This window comes from Streptomyces ipomoeae 91-03 (assembly GCF_000317595.1).
Classification (GTDB): domain Bacteria; phylum Actinomycetota; class Actinomycetes; order Streptomycetales; family Streptomycetaceae; genus Streptomyces; species Streptomyces ipomoeae.
In genome coordinates this window covers 1-15,319 of sequence record NZ_AEJC01000356.1, presented here as the reverse complement: position 1 = coordinate 15,319, position 15,319 = coordinate 1, and the positions used below count along the sequence as shown (strand labels likewise).

Below are 15,319 nucleotides of genomic sequence, written 5' to 3'. Positions count from 1 at the left end.
ACCCCCATCGCGGCGGAGCCGCAGATGTCACAGCCCCGCGCCCCTGGTCACGTGCGCTGATCCCCTGCCACCAGGTTCCGGAGGTCTCGCACCTGTATTCGTACCTCCGGCAGGTTCGGGGAGCTTTCCGACAGTTGCTTCTCCAGGGCGGCCAACCTTGAATCGATCTGCTCCGCATGCTCCCGTTGCCGTGCCAGCAAGCGCTCCAACTGCAGGTTCTTGCGGTGCAGATCCAGGAACACGCTGACCTTCGCCCGTAACACCCAGGGGTCGAACGGCTTGGTCAAGTAGTCCGCGGCGCCTGTGGCGTAGCCACGGAAGGTGTAGCCCGCGTTGGAGTCCGAGCTGGTGAGGAAGATGATCGGGACGTCTTTCGTCTGGTCGAGGCGTTTGATGTTGGCGGCCGTTTCGAAGCCGTCCATGCCTGGCATGCGGATGTCGAGGAGGACCACGGCGAAGCGTTGGCGGAGGAGGGCCTTCATGGCCTCCTCGCCCGAACGGGCCCGTACCAGCGGCTCGTTGAGGGATGCCAGGACGGCCTCCAGCGCGATCAGGTTGTCCTCCATGTCGTCGACGAGGAGGATTCCGGCGCGTCCGTCGGTCCGGTCCTGAGGGGTCATGGTGAGGGTGCCTCGTTCTCTTCGGTTGTTTCGGTGCGCGGCTCCGTGCCCTCCGGGTCCAGGACGGCGCAGACGACCGTGAGCAATTGGTCCACGTCCACGGGCTTGGGTACGTAGTCGTTGGCGCCCCGGGCGATGGACTTCTCGCGGTCGCCGGGCATGGCCTTCGCGGTCAGGGCGACGATGGGCAGACCGGCCCAGCGGGGGGTGCGGCGGATGGCGGAGATCGTCTCGTAGCCGTCCATCTCCGGCATCATGATGTCCATCAGGACCAGTTCGACGTCCGGGTTGCGCTCCAGCGTCTCGATGCCCTCGCGGCCGTTCTCCGCGTACAGGACCGGCATGCCGACCCGGCCCAGGACGTGCGTGAGCGCGAAGACGTTGCGGATGTCGTCGTCCACGATCAGCACCCGGCGGCCGGGGAGCACCTGGCCCGCCCGGCCCGACTTCCAGGCCTCCAGTTTGGTGAGGGCCGGCCAGGTGTCGTCCGTGTCGGGCACGGCCGGGTACGGCTCGCTGGTCGGCTGCTCGGGGATCAGGGTGCCGTGGGTCTCGGGGGCGGGGCCGGGGGCCGCGTGGCCGGGGCTGAAGACGGGGACGTACAGCGTGAAGGTCGAGCCCTTGCCGGGGACGCTCTCGGCGATGATCCTGCCGCCCAGCAGGCCCGCGATCTCCCGGCTGATGGACAGGCCGAGGCCGGTGCCGCCGTACTTGCGGTTCGTGGTGCCGTCGGCCTGCTGGAACGCCTCGAAGATCACCGGGAGTTTCTCCGGGGCGATGCCGATGCCGGTGTCGGAGACCGCGAAGGCGACGACCTCGTCGGTGTCCTCGCGGGTGTAGCGGTGCTCGGGGTCCTTGACCCGGTTGACGGACAGTTCGACCTTGCCGGAGGCGGTGAACTTGATCGCGTTGGAGAGCAGGTTGCGCAGGATCTGCTGGAGACGCTGCTCGTCCGAGTACATCTCGCGCGGTACGTCCTCGCCGACCGCGACCTCGAAGGCCAGACCCCGGTCGAGGGTGAGCGGGCGGAAGGTGGCGTGGACGTAGTCCAGCAGCTTGATGAGCGGGAGGCGTTTCGGGCGTACGTCCATCCGGCCGGCCTCGATCTTCGACAGGTCCAGGATGTCGTTGATCAGCTGCAGGAGATCGGAGCCCGAGCGGTGGATCGTCGTCGCGAACTGGACCTCCTGGTCCGAGAGGTGGCCGTCCGGGTTGTCGGACAGGAGGCGGGCCAGGATCAGCAACGAGTTGAGAGGAGTGCGGAGTTCGTGGGACATGTTCGCCAGGAACTCCGACTTGTACTGGGAGGACGTCGCCAGGAGGGCCGCCTTCTCCTCCAGTTCGGCGTTCGAACGCTGCAGTTCCGCCTGCTGTTTCTGGAGTTCGTCGGAGCGTTCCTGGAGCTGCATGGCCAGGCGCTGGGACTCGCCGAGAAGGGACTCCGTGCGGGAGTTGGCGATGATGGTGTTGATCGCCACGCCGATGGTGTTCACGAACTGGTCGAAGAAGGCCAGATGGACGTCGGAGAAGCGTGAGAAGGAGGCGAGTTCGATCACGCCGAGGAGCTTGTCCTCGAAGAGGATCGGGATGATGACGACGCTGGACGGTGACGCCTCCCCCAGACCACTGTTGATCTTGATGTAGTCCGGCGGGGCCTCCTCCACCAGGATCCGCTTCTTCTCGCGGGCCGCCTGGGCGACGAGACCGTGGACGGGAAGGCCGCCGGTCTCGACCGTCGCGCCCTGGGCCGAGCCGTAGCCCGCGATGAAGGCGAGGCCCTTGCTGGGCGCCACCGGGCGCAGCGCGGCGCCGTCCCCGTCGGGGTCGGCGAGGTAGAACGCGCCGTACTGGGCGTTCACCAGCGGGGTCAGCTCGCGCAGGATCAGGTCGGCGACCTCCATCAGATCGCGGTGGCCCTGCATCAGGGCGGCCAGGCGGGCCAGGTTGGACTCCAGCCAGTCCTTCGCCCGGGTGGTCTCGCGGAGGTTGGCCACCATCAGATTGATGTTGTCCTTCAGTTCGGCGACCTCGCCGCGCGCCTCCACGGTGATCGAGCGGGACATGTCGCCCTGGGCCACGGCCGAGGCGACCTCGGCGATGGCGCGGACCTGGGTGGTCAGGTTCAGGGCGAGTTCGTTCACGTTCGTCGTCAGGCGCTTCCAGGTGCCGTACACGCCCTCGACCCTCGCCTGACCGCCGAGTTGTCCCTCGGAACCGACCTCGCGGGCCACTCGGGTGACCTCGGAGGAGAAGGAGGAGAGGGTGTCGACCATGGTGTTGATGGCGGTCTTCAGCTCCAGGATCTCGCCGCGCGCGTCGACGTCGATCTTCTTGGAGAGGTCGCCGTTGGCCACGGCCGTGGTCACCTGCGCGATGTTCCTGACCTGTGAGGTCAGGTTGTCGGCCATGTAGTTGACGTTGTCGGTCAGATCCCGCCAGACGCCGGAGACGCCCAGCACCTGGGCCCGGCCGCCGAGCCGGCCGTCGGTGCCTACCTCACGGGCCACCCGTGTGACCTCGTCGGCGAAGGCACGCAGCTGCTCCACCATCGTGTTGACGGTGTCCTTCAGTTCGAGGATCTCGCCGCGGGCGTCGACGGTGATCTTCTTGGAGAGGTCGCCGTTGGCGACGGCGGTGGTGACCTGGGCGATGTTCCTGACCTGCGACGTCAGGTTGAGCGCCATGAAGTTGACGTTGTCGGTGAGGTCCTTCCAGACGCCGGAGACGCCTCGGACCTGGGCCTGACCGCCGAGGTTGCCCTCGGTGCCGACTTCGCGGGCGACCCTCGTCACTTCGTCGGCGAAGGCGGAGAGCTGGTCGACCATCGTGTTGATCGTCGACTTCAGCTCCAGGATCTCGCCCTTCGCCTCGACCGTGATCTTCTTGCCGAGGTCGCCCTGGGCAACCGCCGTGGACACCAGGGCGATATTCCTGACCTGCGACGTCAGGTTGTCCGCCATGAAGTTGACGTTGTCGGTGAGGTCCTTCCAGACGCCCGACACGCCTCGGACCTGTGCCCGGCCGCCGAGGTTGCCTTCGGTGCCGACCTCGCGGGCGACGCGGTTGACTTCGTCGGCGAAGGCGGAGAGCTGGTCCACCATCGTGTTGATGGTCGACTTGAGTTCCAGGATCTCGCCCTGGGCGTCGACGGTGATCTTCTGGCTGAGGTCGCCGTTCGCCACGGCCGTTGTCACCTGGGCGATGTTGCGGACCTGGGAGGTCAGGTTCGACGCCATGAAGTTGACGTTGTCGGTGAGGTCCTTCCAGACGCCCGACACGCCCCGGACCTGGGCCCGACCGCCCAACTGGCCCTCGGTGCCGACCTCGCGGGCGACGCGCGTGACCTCGTCGGCGAACGCGGAGAGCTGGTCGACCATCGTGTTGACGGTGAGCTTCAGTTCGAGCAGTTCGCCGGTCGCCTCGACGGTCACCGTACGGGTCAGATCGCCGCGTGCCACGGAGGTGGTCACCAGGGCGATGTCACGTACCTGGGCGGTCAGCCGGGAGGCCATCGTGTTGACCGCCTCCGTCACGTCGCGCCAACTCCCGGACAGGCCACGCACCTTGGCGCGACCGCCGAGCCGCCCCTCCGTGCCGACCTCGCGGGCGACCCGGGTCACCTCGCCGGTGAACAGGGACAGCTGGTCGACCATCTTGTTCACGGCGCGGCCCAACCGCCGCAGGTCGCCACGCAGTTGACGGTTTCCGTCGTGCAGGTCGACGCGCTGGGTGAGGTCGCCGCCGGCCACCGCGTCCAGGACGCGCGTGGCGTTCGCGGCGGGGGCGACCAGGGCGTCCAGGGTCTGGTTCACGTCGTTCACGCGCGTCGCCCAGGCGCCCTGACCGGGACTGGCCGACAGCCGCTCGTCGAGCCGGCCGTGCCGGGTCAACTCCCGGCGCACACGCTGCACTTCGGTACCGAAGTGTGTGCTCCGGTCGATGATCTGGTTGAAGAGGGCGCACAGTTCCGCCACCGGCGCGGGGCCGGTCTCCGGGACCTTCGTGAAGGTGCCGTCGCGAGCGGCGGTCATGGCGGCGGTCAGGGCGCGCAGATCGGATGCCCGGATCAACCCGTCCGTTTCCCTGCCTTTTTGACCGCCTTCGAGCACCTGCGTAGCACTGTTCTCACTCATGGTTGCCCACTTCGGTAACTCGGCGCTTATGAGCGTGGCCAGTCTGTCACTCTGTCCATGCCGCCTGAGGCCTATTCGTCCGAACTTCTCATGGAGCCGCGTAGTGGGGGCCATTCCGACGCAACGGGAGACCGCGTCCCGTGCTCCTGATACGCCTGCGTCTCCGCCGGGCGCGGTTGCGGGTGCGGAGGCGTATGCGGGTGGTGCGAAGGAGTTTGAGGGGAGCGCGGAGGCGTTTGCGGGCGATGCGTACGCCGACTCCGGGTACGAAGGGCCCGCGCACGCCGGCTCCACGTACAAAGGCTCCGCGCACGCCGGGTCTGTGTACGTCGGCTCCTCGTGCGCCGGAGCCGACCGGCGCGCGGTAGCGCATGTGTCGCTTCCCGGGGGCGCGCTCGCGCCGGGAGCCGCCCGGCGCTTCGTCAGCGCGGCGCTCGCCGAGTGGGCCGAGCTGGATCTGCCCGGTGCCTCCTCCCTCACCACCCGCCTCGTCGAGGACGCGCTGGTCGTGGTCAGCGAGCTGGTCACCAACGCGGTCGTGCACGCGGGCACCGACGTCGAACTCCTGTGCCGGTTCGACCGTGACGACCGGACCGCCTCCGGCTGGCTGATCGTCGAGGTCTCCGACCACCACCCCGCCCGGCCCGTACGCGACGAGGGCGCCGAACGCCCTTATCGCGTCGAACGCCCCTACGGAGCCGCCGAGTACGGCCGCGGCCTCCGCCTTGTCGCCGCGCTGTCGGAGGCCTGGGGGATCACCTATCGCACCGGGGTGAAGACCGTCTGGGCCCGGCTGTCGGTGGACGGGGCGCTGGCGGTGGACGGCGCGCTGTCGGTCGACGGCGCGTTGGCGGTGGACGAGGCGATCGAGGCGTACGGGGGTGGGGGAGCGGCGGGGGAGGCAGGGGCGTACGTCGATGCCAGGGGCGAGGAGGCCGGTGCGTGCGCCGGGGATGAGTGCCGGGGTGCGCGGGCGTACGCCGACGAGGAGTGGCGCGACGCGGAGGCGGGTGACGGAGACTCCGGTGACTGGAGCCCGGGCGATGAGGACCCGGGCGACTGGGGCGGTTGCAAGACGCGGGCGTACGACACCGACGGGCACCGTGGCGTGGCCGACGACCGGCAGTGGTTGAACCGAGGTGCCCTCTCCTTCCTCGCCGAGGCCTCCGATCTGCTCGCCGGGCAGCTGGACGAGGATCTGGTCGCCGCGCTCGCCGGACAGCTTCTGGTGCCGCGCCTCGCCGACTGGTGCGCGGTGTGGCTGGAGGACGAGGGCCTGGGCTGGCGCGGCGGCATCGACGGTTCCTTCGGCCCGGCGCCCCGGCTCGCCCGGGTATGGCACGGCAGCGAGAACCGCATCGAGGAACTTCGCCGGGCCCTGGAGAAGGACCCGCCCCGCCTGCCCGAGTCGGTGCGCTCGCGGGCGGTGCCGGTGCCGTGGCCGGAGCTGGGCGGACCGGAAGAGAAACCGGAGCTGGGCGGACCGGAGGAGAAAGGCGGACGTGAACCGGAAGAGAAAGGCGGACGTGAGGACGAGCAGGAGGAGAAACGCAAGAGCGGCGCGGCCCTCGCCTACCGGCTGATCGCCGGGGGACGCCCTCTCGGCACCCTCGTCATCGGCCGGGCCGGGCTGCTCCGCTTCCCGGACGAGGTGACCGGGCTGGTCGAGGACCTCAGCCGGCGGATCGCGCTGGCGATCGGTGCGGCCCGGCAGTACGCCCGTCAGGCCACGATCAGCCGGGTGCTGCAACGGGGGCTGCTGCCCGGGGCCGTCGCCGAGATCCCCGGGGTGTCGAGCGCACTGGTGTACGAGCCGTGCGACATGGGCGGGCCCAGCGGTGACTTCTACGACTTGTTCCCGGCGGGCCGGGGCCGCTGGTGCTTCGCGATCGGCGACGTGCAGGGCAAGGGCCCCGAGGCCGCCGTCGTCATCGGCCTCGCCCGGCCCTGGCTGCGGTTGCTCGCCCGCGAGGGTTACGGCGTCGCGGACGTGCTCGACCGCCTCAACCAGCTCCTCCTCGACGACGCCACCGAGGCCGCCGACGCCGCCGCCCGCGCCCTGGTCACCGCCGGCGACCCCGGCCTCGTCGACGCCGAGGGACCCCAGACCCGCTTTCTCTCCCTCCTCTACGGCGAACTCGTCCCCTTCGACGGCGGCGTCCGCTGCACCCTCGCCTCCGCCGGGCATCCACTGCCGTTGGTCCTGGGCCCCGACGGCGACGTACGGGCCGTGGCCGAGCCGCAGACCCTGCTCGGGGTGATCGAGGACACCGAGTACGTCTCCGAGACCTTCGAGCTGCGCCCCGGCGACACGCTGCTGTGCGTCACGGACGGGGTGACCGAGCGGCGCTGCGGACCGCGCATGTTCGACGACGGCGACGGCCTCGCCACCGCGCTGGTCGGCTGCGTCGGACTCAGCGCCCAGCTGGTCGCCGAGCGGATCCGCCGGCTCGTGCACGAGTTCGGGCAGCGGCCACCGGAGGACGACCTGGCGTTGCTGGTGCTGCAGGCGGAGTAGGCGCCCCTTGGGGGAGGGCGGGCGTCCGTACAGCAGGGCCGCCTCGTGTCGGCCGGTGCTGGACAATGGAGGGCATGCCTTCCGCACTCCCCGACGGTGAACCGGTTCCCGACGACGGCGCGCTCCCCGCGTCCGCGCTCGCCGGGGCCGCCGGGCGTCCCCTCGGGTTCTATCTGCACGTCCCCTACTGCGCGACCCGCTGCGGGTACTGCGACTTCAACACGTACACCGCGACCGAGCTGCGCGGCACGGGCGGCGTGCTGGCCTCCCGCGACAACTACGCCGACACCGTGATCGACGAGATCCGCCTCGCCCGCAAGGTCCTCGGCGACGACCCGAGGACGGTCCGGACCGTCTTCGTGGGCGGCGGTACGCCCACGCTGCTGGCCGCCGACGACCTCGTACGGATGCTGCGCGCCATCCGCGACGAGTTCGGCCTCGCGGACGACGCGGAGGTGACCACCGAGGCGAACCCGGAGTCCGTCGACCCGGCGTACCTGGAGGCGCTGCGGGCGGGTGGTTTCAACCGGATCTCGTTCGGCATGCAGAGCGCGCGGCAGCACGTGCTGAAGGTGCTGGACCGTACGCATACGCCGGGGCGCCCGGAGGCGTGCGTCGCGGAGGCGCGCGCCGCCGGCTTCGACCATGTGAACCTGGACCTGATCTACGGCACCCCGGGCGAGTCCGACGACGACTGGCGGGCCTCGCTGGACGCGGCGCTGGGAGCGGGGCCGGACCACATCAGCGCGTACGCCCTGATCGTCGAGGAGGGCACGCAGCTCGCGCGACGGATCCGGCGGGGCGAGGTGCCGATGACCGACGACGACGTCCACGCCGACCGCTACCTGATCGCCGACGAGATCCTGTCGGGGGCGGGCTTCGACTGGTACGAGGTGTCGAACTGGGCGACCTCCGGCGCAGGGCGCTGCCTGCACAACGAGCTGTACTGGCGCGGCGCCGACTGGTGGGGCGCGGGCCCCGGGGCGCACTCCCACGTCGGCGGGGTGCGCTGGTGGAACGTGAGGCATCCGGGGGCGTATGCGGGTGCGCTGGCCGCCGGCCGGTCGCCGGGGGCGGGCCGGGAGCTGTTGTCGGAGGAGGACCGCCGGGTCGAGCGAATCCTGCTGGAGCTGCGGCTGCGGGAGGGGGCGCCGCTGTCGCTGCTGCGGGAGGAGGGGTTCAAGGCTTCGCGCCGGGCACTGTCGGACGGGCTTCTTGAACGGGGGCCGTACGAGGAAGGGCGTGCGGTGCTGACACTGCGGGGACGGTTGCTGGCGGACGCGGTCGTGCGGGACTTGGTGGACTGATCACTCCGGCGGGTGAATCGGTGCCGGGGGCGGGCTTGGCTGATGACGCCGAGCCCGGATCTGGTGCACAACGAGAACGTGACCGCCGTCGTGGACCAGCTGCCGCGCAGCCGCTGGTCCCGGCTCCAGACTCTCCCTCGGTGAGCTGATGCCGCTGGAACCCCTCGGTATCGAGCTGGACACCGCCGAATTCGGCACGTACGAGGACGTCAGGCACCACCACTGTCCGTGACGAAGTCGATCAACTCCTCCACCCGGCCCAGCAGCTCCGGCTCCAGGTCCTTGTAGGACCCCACCCTCGCCAGAATCGCCTGCCACACCGCCCCGGTGTTCTCCGCCGGCCACCCCAGCGCCCGGCACACCCCCGTCTTCCAGTCCTGCCCGTGCGGGACGCGCGGCCAGCCCGGGATGCCCAACGACGACGGCTTCACCGCCTCCCAGATGTCGATGTACGGGTGGCCGACCACCAGGGCGTGTTCGCTGGTCACCGACTGGGCGATGCGCCACTCCTTCGTGCCCGGGACCAGATGGTCCACCAGGACGCCCAGACGGGCATCCGGGCCCGGCGCGAAGTCGGCCACGATCGACGGCAGGTCGTCCACACCCTCCAGGTACTCGACCACCACGCCCTCGACGCGCAGGTCGTCGCCCCAGACCTTCTCGACCAGCTCGGCGTCGTGGCGGCCCTCGACATAGATGCGGCCGGCGCGGGCGACACGGGCGCGGGCGCCGGGGACGGCGATCGAACCGGATGCCGTACGGCTCGGTCGGGTCGGCGCGGACGTCGGCCGTACGAGGGTCACCACGCGGCCCTCCAGCAGAAAACCCCTCGGCTCCAGCGGGAACACCCGGTGTTTGCCGAAGCGGTCCTCCAGGGTCACCGTGCCCGCCTCGCAGCGGATGACCGCGCCGCAGAATCCGGTGCCGGGCTCCTCGACCACCAGGCCGGGATCGGCCGGGACCTCTGGCACCGGCTTGGGCTTCTTCCAGGGCGGGGTCAGATCCGGTGAGTACTGGCGCATTCGGATGACGATAGGAGAGGCCCGGCTCGAATCTCCCCGCGCTCAGTGCGACACGCCGAAGCGCCGGGCCAGCGCGTCGCGTTGGGACCGTACGAACGCCGCGTCCACCACCGCTCCGTGACCGGGCACATACAGCGCGTCCTGACCGCCGAAGTCGAGGAGGCGGTCGAGGGCGGCCGGCCAGTGGGACGGTACGGCGTCGGGGCCGGCCTGTGGTTCGCCGGACTCCTCCACCAGGTCGCCGCAGAAGACGACCTCGGGCGAGCCCGGCACCAGGACCGCCAGGTCGTACGCCGTGTGACCCGGGCCCACGTTCGCCAGCAGGACCTGGAGGCCGCCGCCCAGGTCGAGGGTCCACTCGCCGGAGACGTGGTGGCGGGGGCGTACGAGGAGGTCCGCGGCCTCGGCGGCATCCTCGGGGGCGAGGCCGTTGGCCACGGCGTCGGCGCGCAGCTCCTCGCGGCCGTCGGCCAGGACGTCGTCCACGCCGACCGCGCCGAAGACCTCCACACCGGCGAACACCGCGGCCCCGAAGACATGATCGAAGTGGGGGTGCGTGAGCGCGAGATGTGTCACACGGGCGCCGCCCAGTAGCCGTCGCGCCTCGGCTCGCAACCGCGCGCCCTCCCGCAGGCTCGACCCCGCGTCGACCATGAGGGCCGACCCCTCCCCGACCACCAGCCCGACCGTGCAGTCCCAGACGGGGAGGCGGCACCGGCCGACCCCGGGCGCCAATCCCTCCCACCCGAACTCTTCCCAAGTCACCGTCATGAGCCGACGCTAGCCGTAGTCCCATGGAAAGCCCCATGGGAAGCCTCGTCGAAGGGGAGGAAGAGGCGGACAAGGAGCAGGAGAGGGAGGGAGACAGGGGTGATCGGTGCCCTCGACCCGCCCCGGCCTGTCCTCACCCGCCCTCCGACCCGCCTCTACCCATCAGTAGAAAACGGTCCGACATCGCCGGACAGGTCGGTATACGTCGACATGACATCGCTGAACCGGCCTTGCCGGGGGCGTACCCCACCGCCGTACACTGGGCGGGAAGTATTGGCACTCACCCGGGGTGAGTGCCAAAAGGGAAGTCACCGGAGAGACGACCTGGAGGTGTGCGCGATGCTCAGTGAACGCAGGCTCCAGGTGCTGCGCGCCATCGTCCAGGACTACGTCGGCACCGAGGAGCCCGTGGGTTCCAAGGCGCTCACCGAGCGGCACAACCTGGGTGTCTCCCCGGCGACGGTCCGCAACGACATGGCGGCCCTGGAGGACGAGGGGTACATCGCCCAGCCGCACACCAGCGCGGGCCGTATCCCCACGGACAAGGGATACCGCCTCTTCGTCGACAAGCTCGCCGGCATCAAGCCGATGAGCGCACCCGAGCGGCGTGCCATCCAGAACTTCCTGGACGGCGCCGTCGACCTCGACGACGTGGTCGCGCGGACCGTACGGCTGCTCGCCCAGCTGACGCGGCAGGTCGCCGTCGTGCAGTACCCCTCGCTCACGCGGTCCACGGTGCGGCATGTGGAGCTGCTGTCGCTCGCCCCCGCCCGACTGATGCTCGTGCTGATCACGGACACCGGCCGGGTGGAGCAGCGGATGGTCGACTGCCCGGCGCCGTTCGGAGAAACGTCACTCGCGGATCTGCGGGCGCGGCTCAACAGCCGGGTCGCGGGCCGCCGCTTCACCGACGTACCGCGCCTGGTGGAGGACCTGCCGGAGGCGTTCGACGTCGAGGACCGGGGCACGGTCGCGACGGTGCTCTCCACCCTTCTGGAGACCCTCGTCGAGGAGAACGAGGAGCGGCTGATGATCGGCGGCACCGCCAATCTCACCCGCTTCGGACATGACTTCCCCCTCACCATCCGGCCCGTGCTGGAGGCTCTGGAGGAGCAGGTCGTGCTCCTCAAGTTGCTTGGCGAGGCCGGGGATTCGAGCATGACCGTCCGTATCGGCCACGAGAACGCGTATGAGGGACTCAACTCCACGTCCGTCGTCTCCGTCGGTTACGGTTCGGGCGGCGAGGCAGTAGCGAAACTGGGCGTGGTCGGACCTACGCGCATGGACTATCCGGGAACGATGGGAGCGGTACGAGCGGTGGCACGGTACGTCGGACAGATCCTGGCGGAGTCTTAAGTGGCCACGGACTATTACGCCGTACTCGGCGTGCGCCGCGACGCGTCCCAGGACGAGATCAAGAAGGCGTTCCGGAGGCTCGCACGCGAGCTGCACCCGGACGTCAACCCCGATCCGAAGACGCAGGAGCGGTTCAAGGAGATCAACGCCGCGTACGAGGTTCTCTCGGACCCGCAGAAGAAGCAGGTCTACGACCTCGGCGGCGACCCGCTCTCGCAGAGCGGGGGCGCGGGCGCGGGCGGCTTCGGCGCCGGTGGCTTCGGGAACTTCTCGGACATCATGGACGCGTTCTTCGGTACGGCGTCCCAGCGCGGCCCGCGGTCGCGTACGCGCCGTGGCCAGGACGCGATGATCCGGCTGGAGGTCGACCTCGACGAGGCGGCCTTCGGTACGACGAAGGACATCCAGGTCGACACGGCCGTCGTCTGTACGACGTGCAGCGGCGAGGGTGCGGCTCCCGGGACCTCCGCCCAGACCTGCGACATGTGTCGCGGTCGTGGTGAGGTCTCGCAGGTGACGCGGTCCTTCCTCGGGCAGGTCATGACCTCCCGGCCGTGTCCGCAGTGCCAGGGGTTCGGCACGATCGTTCCCAACCCCTGTCCCGAGTGCGCGGGCGATGGACGGGTGCGGTCGCGGCGGACGCTCACGGTCAAGATCCCGGCCGGTGTCGACAACGGCACGCGGATTCAGCTGGCCGGTGAGGGCGAGGTCGGGCCCGGTGGGGGGCCTGCGGGTGACCTGTACGTCGAGATCCATGAGCTTCCGCATCCGGTCTTCCAGCGGCGTGGTGACGATCTGCACTGCACGGTGACGATCCCCATGACCGCGGCTGCGCTCGGTACGAAGGTGCCGCTCGAGACCCTGGACGGGCTGGAGGAGGTCGACATTCGGCCCGGGACGCAGTCCGGGCAGTCGATTCCGCTGCACGGGCGGGGTGTCACGCATCTTCGGGGTGGTGGGCGTGGGGATCTGATCGTCCATGTGGAGGTTCAGACGCCGACGAAGCTTGATCCCGAGCAGGAGCAGTTGTTGCGGCAGTTGGCCGCGTTGCGGGGGGAGGAGCGGCCTACTGGGCAGTTCCAGCCTGGGCAGCAGGGGTTGTTCTCTCGGCTGAAGGATGCGTTCAACGGGCGCTGAGTGGGATTCGCCCCCGCCGCCCCTACCCGTCCCGTCCCCCAGGGGCTGCGCCCCTTCGACCCCGCTGCGCCTTTGAGCTCGGGGGTTGGGGTTCGTTGGCGGGTGCGGGTGGGTGGGGGTTGATCGCGCAGTTCCCCGCGCCCCTAAAAAGCACGGGGTGCCCCCAGGTCTTTTAGGGGCGCGGGGCTGTATCGATGTGTGGCTCCGCCGCGATGGGGGTCCCTCCCGCTCGAGCGCAGTCGAGAGTGGTCGAGAGTGGGGGAGCGACCAGTCCCCACTCACCCGCAGACGAACCATTGGCCTACCCGATTCGGTGATGGTCGGGGGACGTGGCACCATGCGGGCATGTCCTCCGCACTGACCGATCTGTTTCCGGTTCCGATCGTGCAGGCCCCCATGGCCGGTGGTGTGTCCGTGCCGCGGCTGGCCGCTGCCGTTTCCGAGGCCGGTGGGCTGGGGTTTCTCGCCGCCGGGTACAAGACGGCCGACGGGATGTACCAGGAGATCAAACAGCTGAAGGGGCTGACGGGGCGCCCGTTCGGGGTGAACCTGTTCATGCCGCAGCCGGAACACTCGGACCCGGCGGCCGTCGAGGTGTACGCCGAGCAGCTCGCCGGTGAGGCCTCCTGGTACGGCACCGAGCTGGGAGATCCCCACAGCGGACGGGACGACGGCTACGAGGCGAAGCTCGCCGTGCTGCTCGACGACCCGGTGCCGGTGGTGTCCTTCCACTTCGGCTGCCCGACCCCCGAGGTGATCGATTCCCTCGCCCGCAAGGGCACGCTCACCCTCGTCACCGCGACCTCGGCGGAGGAGGCGGAGGCCGTGGAGCGGTCCGGCGCCCATGCCGTGATCGTGCAGGGCGTCGAGGCCGGCGGCCACCAGGGCACCCATCGCGACGACCCCGAGCGCGACCGCGCCGGTGTCGGTCTGCTCACCCTGCTCACCCAGGTCCGCGAGGCCGTTGCCCTGCCCGTCGTCGCCGCCGGCGGCATCATGCGCGGCGGCCAGATCGCCGCCCTCCTCGCCGCCGGCGCCGCCGCCGCCCAGCTCGGTACGGCCTTCCTCGCCACCCCCGAGTCCGGCGCCCAGCCCGTGCACAAGCGGGCCCTGACCGACCCGCTCTTCGTCCGTACGGAGCTGACCCGCGCCTTCTCCGGGCGCCCCGCCCGCGGTCTCGTCAACCGCTTCATGCGCGAGCACGGCCCCTACGCCCCCGCCGCCTACCCCGAGGTCCACCACCTCACCTCACCCCTGCGCAAGGCCGCCGCCACGGCCGAGGACGCCCAGGGGATGGCGCTGTGGGCCGGGCAGGGGCACCGGATGGCCCGCGAGTTGCCGGCCGGGGAGCTGGTCCGGGTGCTGGCCGGGGAGATCGCTGCCGCGCGGGCCGGCGTTGTGTCGGCCGGGATCGGGGCGGGGGCGGGGGCGGTCGCGTCTGCGGGTGGTGTGGCGGGGGGCGGCGCCGGTACGGCCATTGATGGTGCCGGTTCCGTGTCCGGTTCTGGTTCCGTGTCCGGTTTTGGGGCTGGGTCTGGTTCTGGGTCTGGTTCTGGGTCTGGTTCTGGGAGTGAAGGCTGATGACCGCGCCTGTGTTCGTGGTCGATTCCCTGGTGCTGCCCGATGGCTGTGCCGAGGAGTTCGTCCTCGACGGGCCCGAGGGGCGGCATGCCGTTTCCGTGAAGCGGTTGCGGCCCGGGGAGGACGTCGTCCTCACGGACGGGCGCGGGCGGTGGGCGGAAGGGGTCGTCAAGGCCGCCGAGGGCAAGGACCGGCTCGTGGTGATGGGCCTGAAGACCGTCCATGAGGAGGCCCCGGAGCAGCCCCGTATCACCGTCGTGCAGGCGTTGCCCAAGGGGGACCGGGGCGAGCTTGCCGTCGAGACCATGACCGAGGTCGGTATCGACGCGATCGTGCCTTGGGCCGCGTCCCGGTGCATCACGCAGTGGAAGGGGGACCGGGGGCTGAAGGCTCTTGCCAAGTGGCGGGGCACCGCGCGGGAAGCGGGTAAGCAGGCTCGGCGGGTGCGGTTTCCTGAGGTCGCCGATCTCGCGAGTAGTAAGCAGGTTGCGGGGCTTCTGGCTGAGGCCGACTTCGCCGCCGTGTTGCATGAGAGTGGTGAGGAGGCTCTTGCCGGGGCCGAGTTGCCGTCCCGGGGGGAGATCGTGTTGGTCGTGGGGCCCGAAGGGGGGGTGTCGCCGGAGGAGTTGGTGCTCTTCGGTGAGGCTGGGGCTCGGGCGTATCGGTTGGGGGCGAGTGTGTTGCGTACGTCCACCGCCGGGACTGCGGCGGGGGCGCTGCTGCTGGGCTTGACCGGGCGGTGGGGCTGAGCGTCGGTGGGCTTTTTCGCCCCCGCCGCCCCTACCCTTCCCATCCCCAGGGGCTGCCGCCCCTTCGACCCCGCTGCGCCTTCCAGCTCGGGGGGATGGGGTCGGGTGGCGGGTGCGGGTTGTGG

Annotated in this window: 10 protein-coding genes; 6 read left to right on the top strand and 4 right to left on the bottom strand. The window is 70.3% G+C overall.

Annotated elements, in window-relative coordinates; translation table 11 throughout:
• Positions 1 to 47 precede the first annotated feature (47 nt).
• Together STRIP9103_RS22665 and STRIP9103_RS22660 are read right to left on the bottom strand one after the other, a co-directional pair.
• A complete protein-coding gene (locus tag STRIP9103_RS22665) occupies positions 48 to 620 on the bottom strand; it encodes a response regulator (protein ID WP_009319739.1) in 573 nt (190 codons plus the stop codon).
• Positions 617 to 4,753, bottom strand: coding sequence for a HAMP domain-containing protein (locus STRIP9103_RS22660; RefSeq protein ID WP_199790565.1), 4,137 nt, complete (start codon positions 4,751 to 4,753; stop codon positions 617 to 619). Before STRIP9103_RS22660 ends, STRIP9103_RS22665 begins: the two co-directional genes overlap by 4 nt.
• A 373-nt stretch (positions 4,754 to 5,126) precedes the next feature.
• Between STRIP9103_RS22660 and STRIP9103_RS22655 the strand changes: the two genes are divergently transcribed.
• Together STRIP9103_RS22655 and hemW are read left to right on the top strand one after the other, a co-directional pair.
• Positions 5,127 to 7,271, top strand: coding sequence for an ATP-binding SpoIIE family protein phosphatase (locus STRIP9103_RS22655; protein ID WP_009319736.1), 2,145 nt, complete (start codon positions 5,127 to 5,129; stop codon positions 7,269 to 7,271).
• A 74-nt stretch (positions 7,272 to 7,345) separates the two neighbouring features.
• Positions 7,346 to 8,578, top strand: a complete 1,233-nt coding sequence (gene hemW / locus STRIP9103_RS22650) for a radical SAM family heme chaperone HemW (RefSeq protein WP_009319750.1) — start codon at positions 7,346 to 7,348, stop codon at positions 8,576 to 8,578.
• 209 nt (positions 8,579 to 8,787) lie between these two features.
• Here the strand turns inward: hemW and STRIP9103_RS22645 are convergent, their stop codons facing one another.
• Positions 8,788 to 9,600, bottom strand: coding sequence for a DUF3097 domain-containing protein (locus STRIP9103_RS22645; RefSeq protein WP_009319746.1), 813 nt, complete (start codon positions 9,598 to 9,600; stop codon positions 8,788 to 8,790).
• A gap of 42 nt (positions 9,601 to 9,642) precedes the next feature.
• Complete coding sequence (locus STRIP9103_RS22640) at positions 9,643 to 10,371, bottom strand: MBL fold metallo-hydrolase (protein ID WP_009319761.1); 729 nt, start codon at positions 10,369 to 10,371, stop codon at positions 9,643 to 9,645.
• Between the two features lie 339 nt (positions 10,372 to 10,710).
• Here STRIP9103_RS22640 and hrcA point away from each other — a divergent pair, with 339 nt between their 5' ends.
• The 4 genes from hrcA to STRIP9103_RS22620 all read left to right on the top strand — a co-directional run bounded on the left by hrcA (position 10,711) and on the right by STRIP9103_RS22620 (position 15,194).
• On the top strand, positions 10,711 to 11,727 hold the full coding sequence (hrcA, locus tag STRIP9103_RS22635) for a heat-inducible transcriptional repressor HrcA (RefSeq protein ID WP_009319740.1): 1,017 nt from the start codon (positions 10,711 to 10,713) through the stop codon (positions 11,725 to 11,727).
• Positions 11,728 to 12,864, top strand: a complete 1,137-nt coding sequence (dnaJ, locus tag STRIP9103_RS22630; RefSeq protein ID WP_009319767.1) for a molecular chaperone DnaJ — start codon at positions 11,728 to 11,730, stop codon at positions 12,862 to 12,864.
• Positions 12,865 to 13,209: 345 nt separating this feature from the next.
• Positions 13,210 to 14,445: a nitronate monooxygenase gene (locus STRIP9103_RS22625; RefSeq protein WP_009319753.1), complete on the top strand. Its 1,236-nt coding sequence runs from the start codon at positions 13,210 to 13,212 to the stop codon at positions 14,443 to 14,445.
• Complete coding sequence (locus STRIP9103_RS22620) at positions 14,445 to 15,194, top strand: 16S rRNA (uracil(1498)-N(3))-methyltransferase (RefSeq protein ID WP_048820784.1); 750 nt, start codon at positions 14,445 to 14,447, stop codon at positions 15,192 to 15,194. The genes STRIP9103_RS22625 and STRIP9103_RS22620 overlap by 1 nt, the downstream gene beginning before the upstream one ends.
• Positions 15,195 to 15,319 lie beyond the last annotated feature (125 nt).

Coding starts and splice junctions, on each gene's coding strand:
- STRIP9103_RS22665 (WP_009319739.1), bottom strand. CDS start 620: ATGACCCCTCAGGACCGGACCGACGGACGCGCCGGAATCCTCCTCGTC.
- STRIP9103_RS22660 (WP_199790565.1), bottom strand. CDS start 4,753: ATGAGTGAGAACAGTGCTACGCAGGTGCTCGAAGGCGGTCAAAAAGGC.
- hemW (WP_009319750.1), top strand. CDS start 7,346: ATGCCTTCCGCACTCCCCGACGGTGAACCGGTTCCCGACGACGGCGCG.
- STRIP9103_RS22645 (WP_009319746.1), bottom strand. CDS start 9,600: ATGCGCCAGTACTCACCGGATCTGACCCCGCCCTGGAAGAAGCCCAAG.
- STRIP9103_RS22640 (WP_009319761.1), bottom strand. CDS start 10,371: ATGACGGTGACTTGGGAAGAGTTCGGGTGGGAGGGATTGGCGCCCGGG.
- hrcA (WP_009319740.1), top strand. CDS start 10,711: ATGCTCAGTGAACGCAGGCTCCAGGTGCTGCGCGCCATCGTCCAGGAC.
- STRIP9103_RS22625 (WP_009319753.1), top strand. CDS start 13,210: ATGTCCTCCGCACTGACCGATCTGTTTCCGGTTCCGATCGTGCAGGCC.
- STRIP9103_RS22620 (WP_048820784.1), top strand. CDS start 14,445: ATGACCGCGCCTGTGTTCGTGGTCGATTCCCTGGTGCTGCCCGATGGC.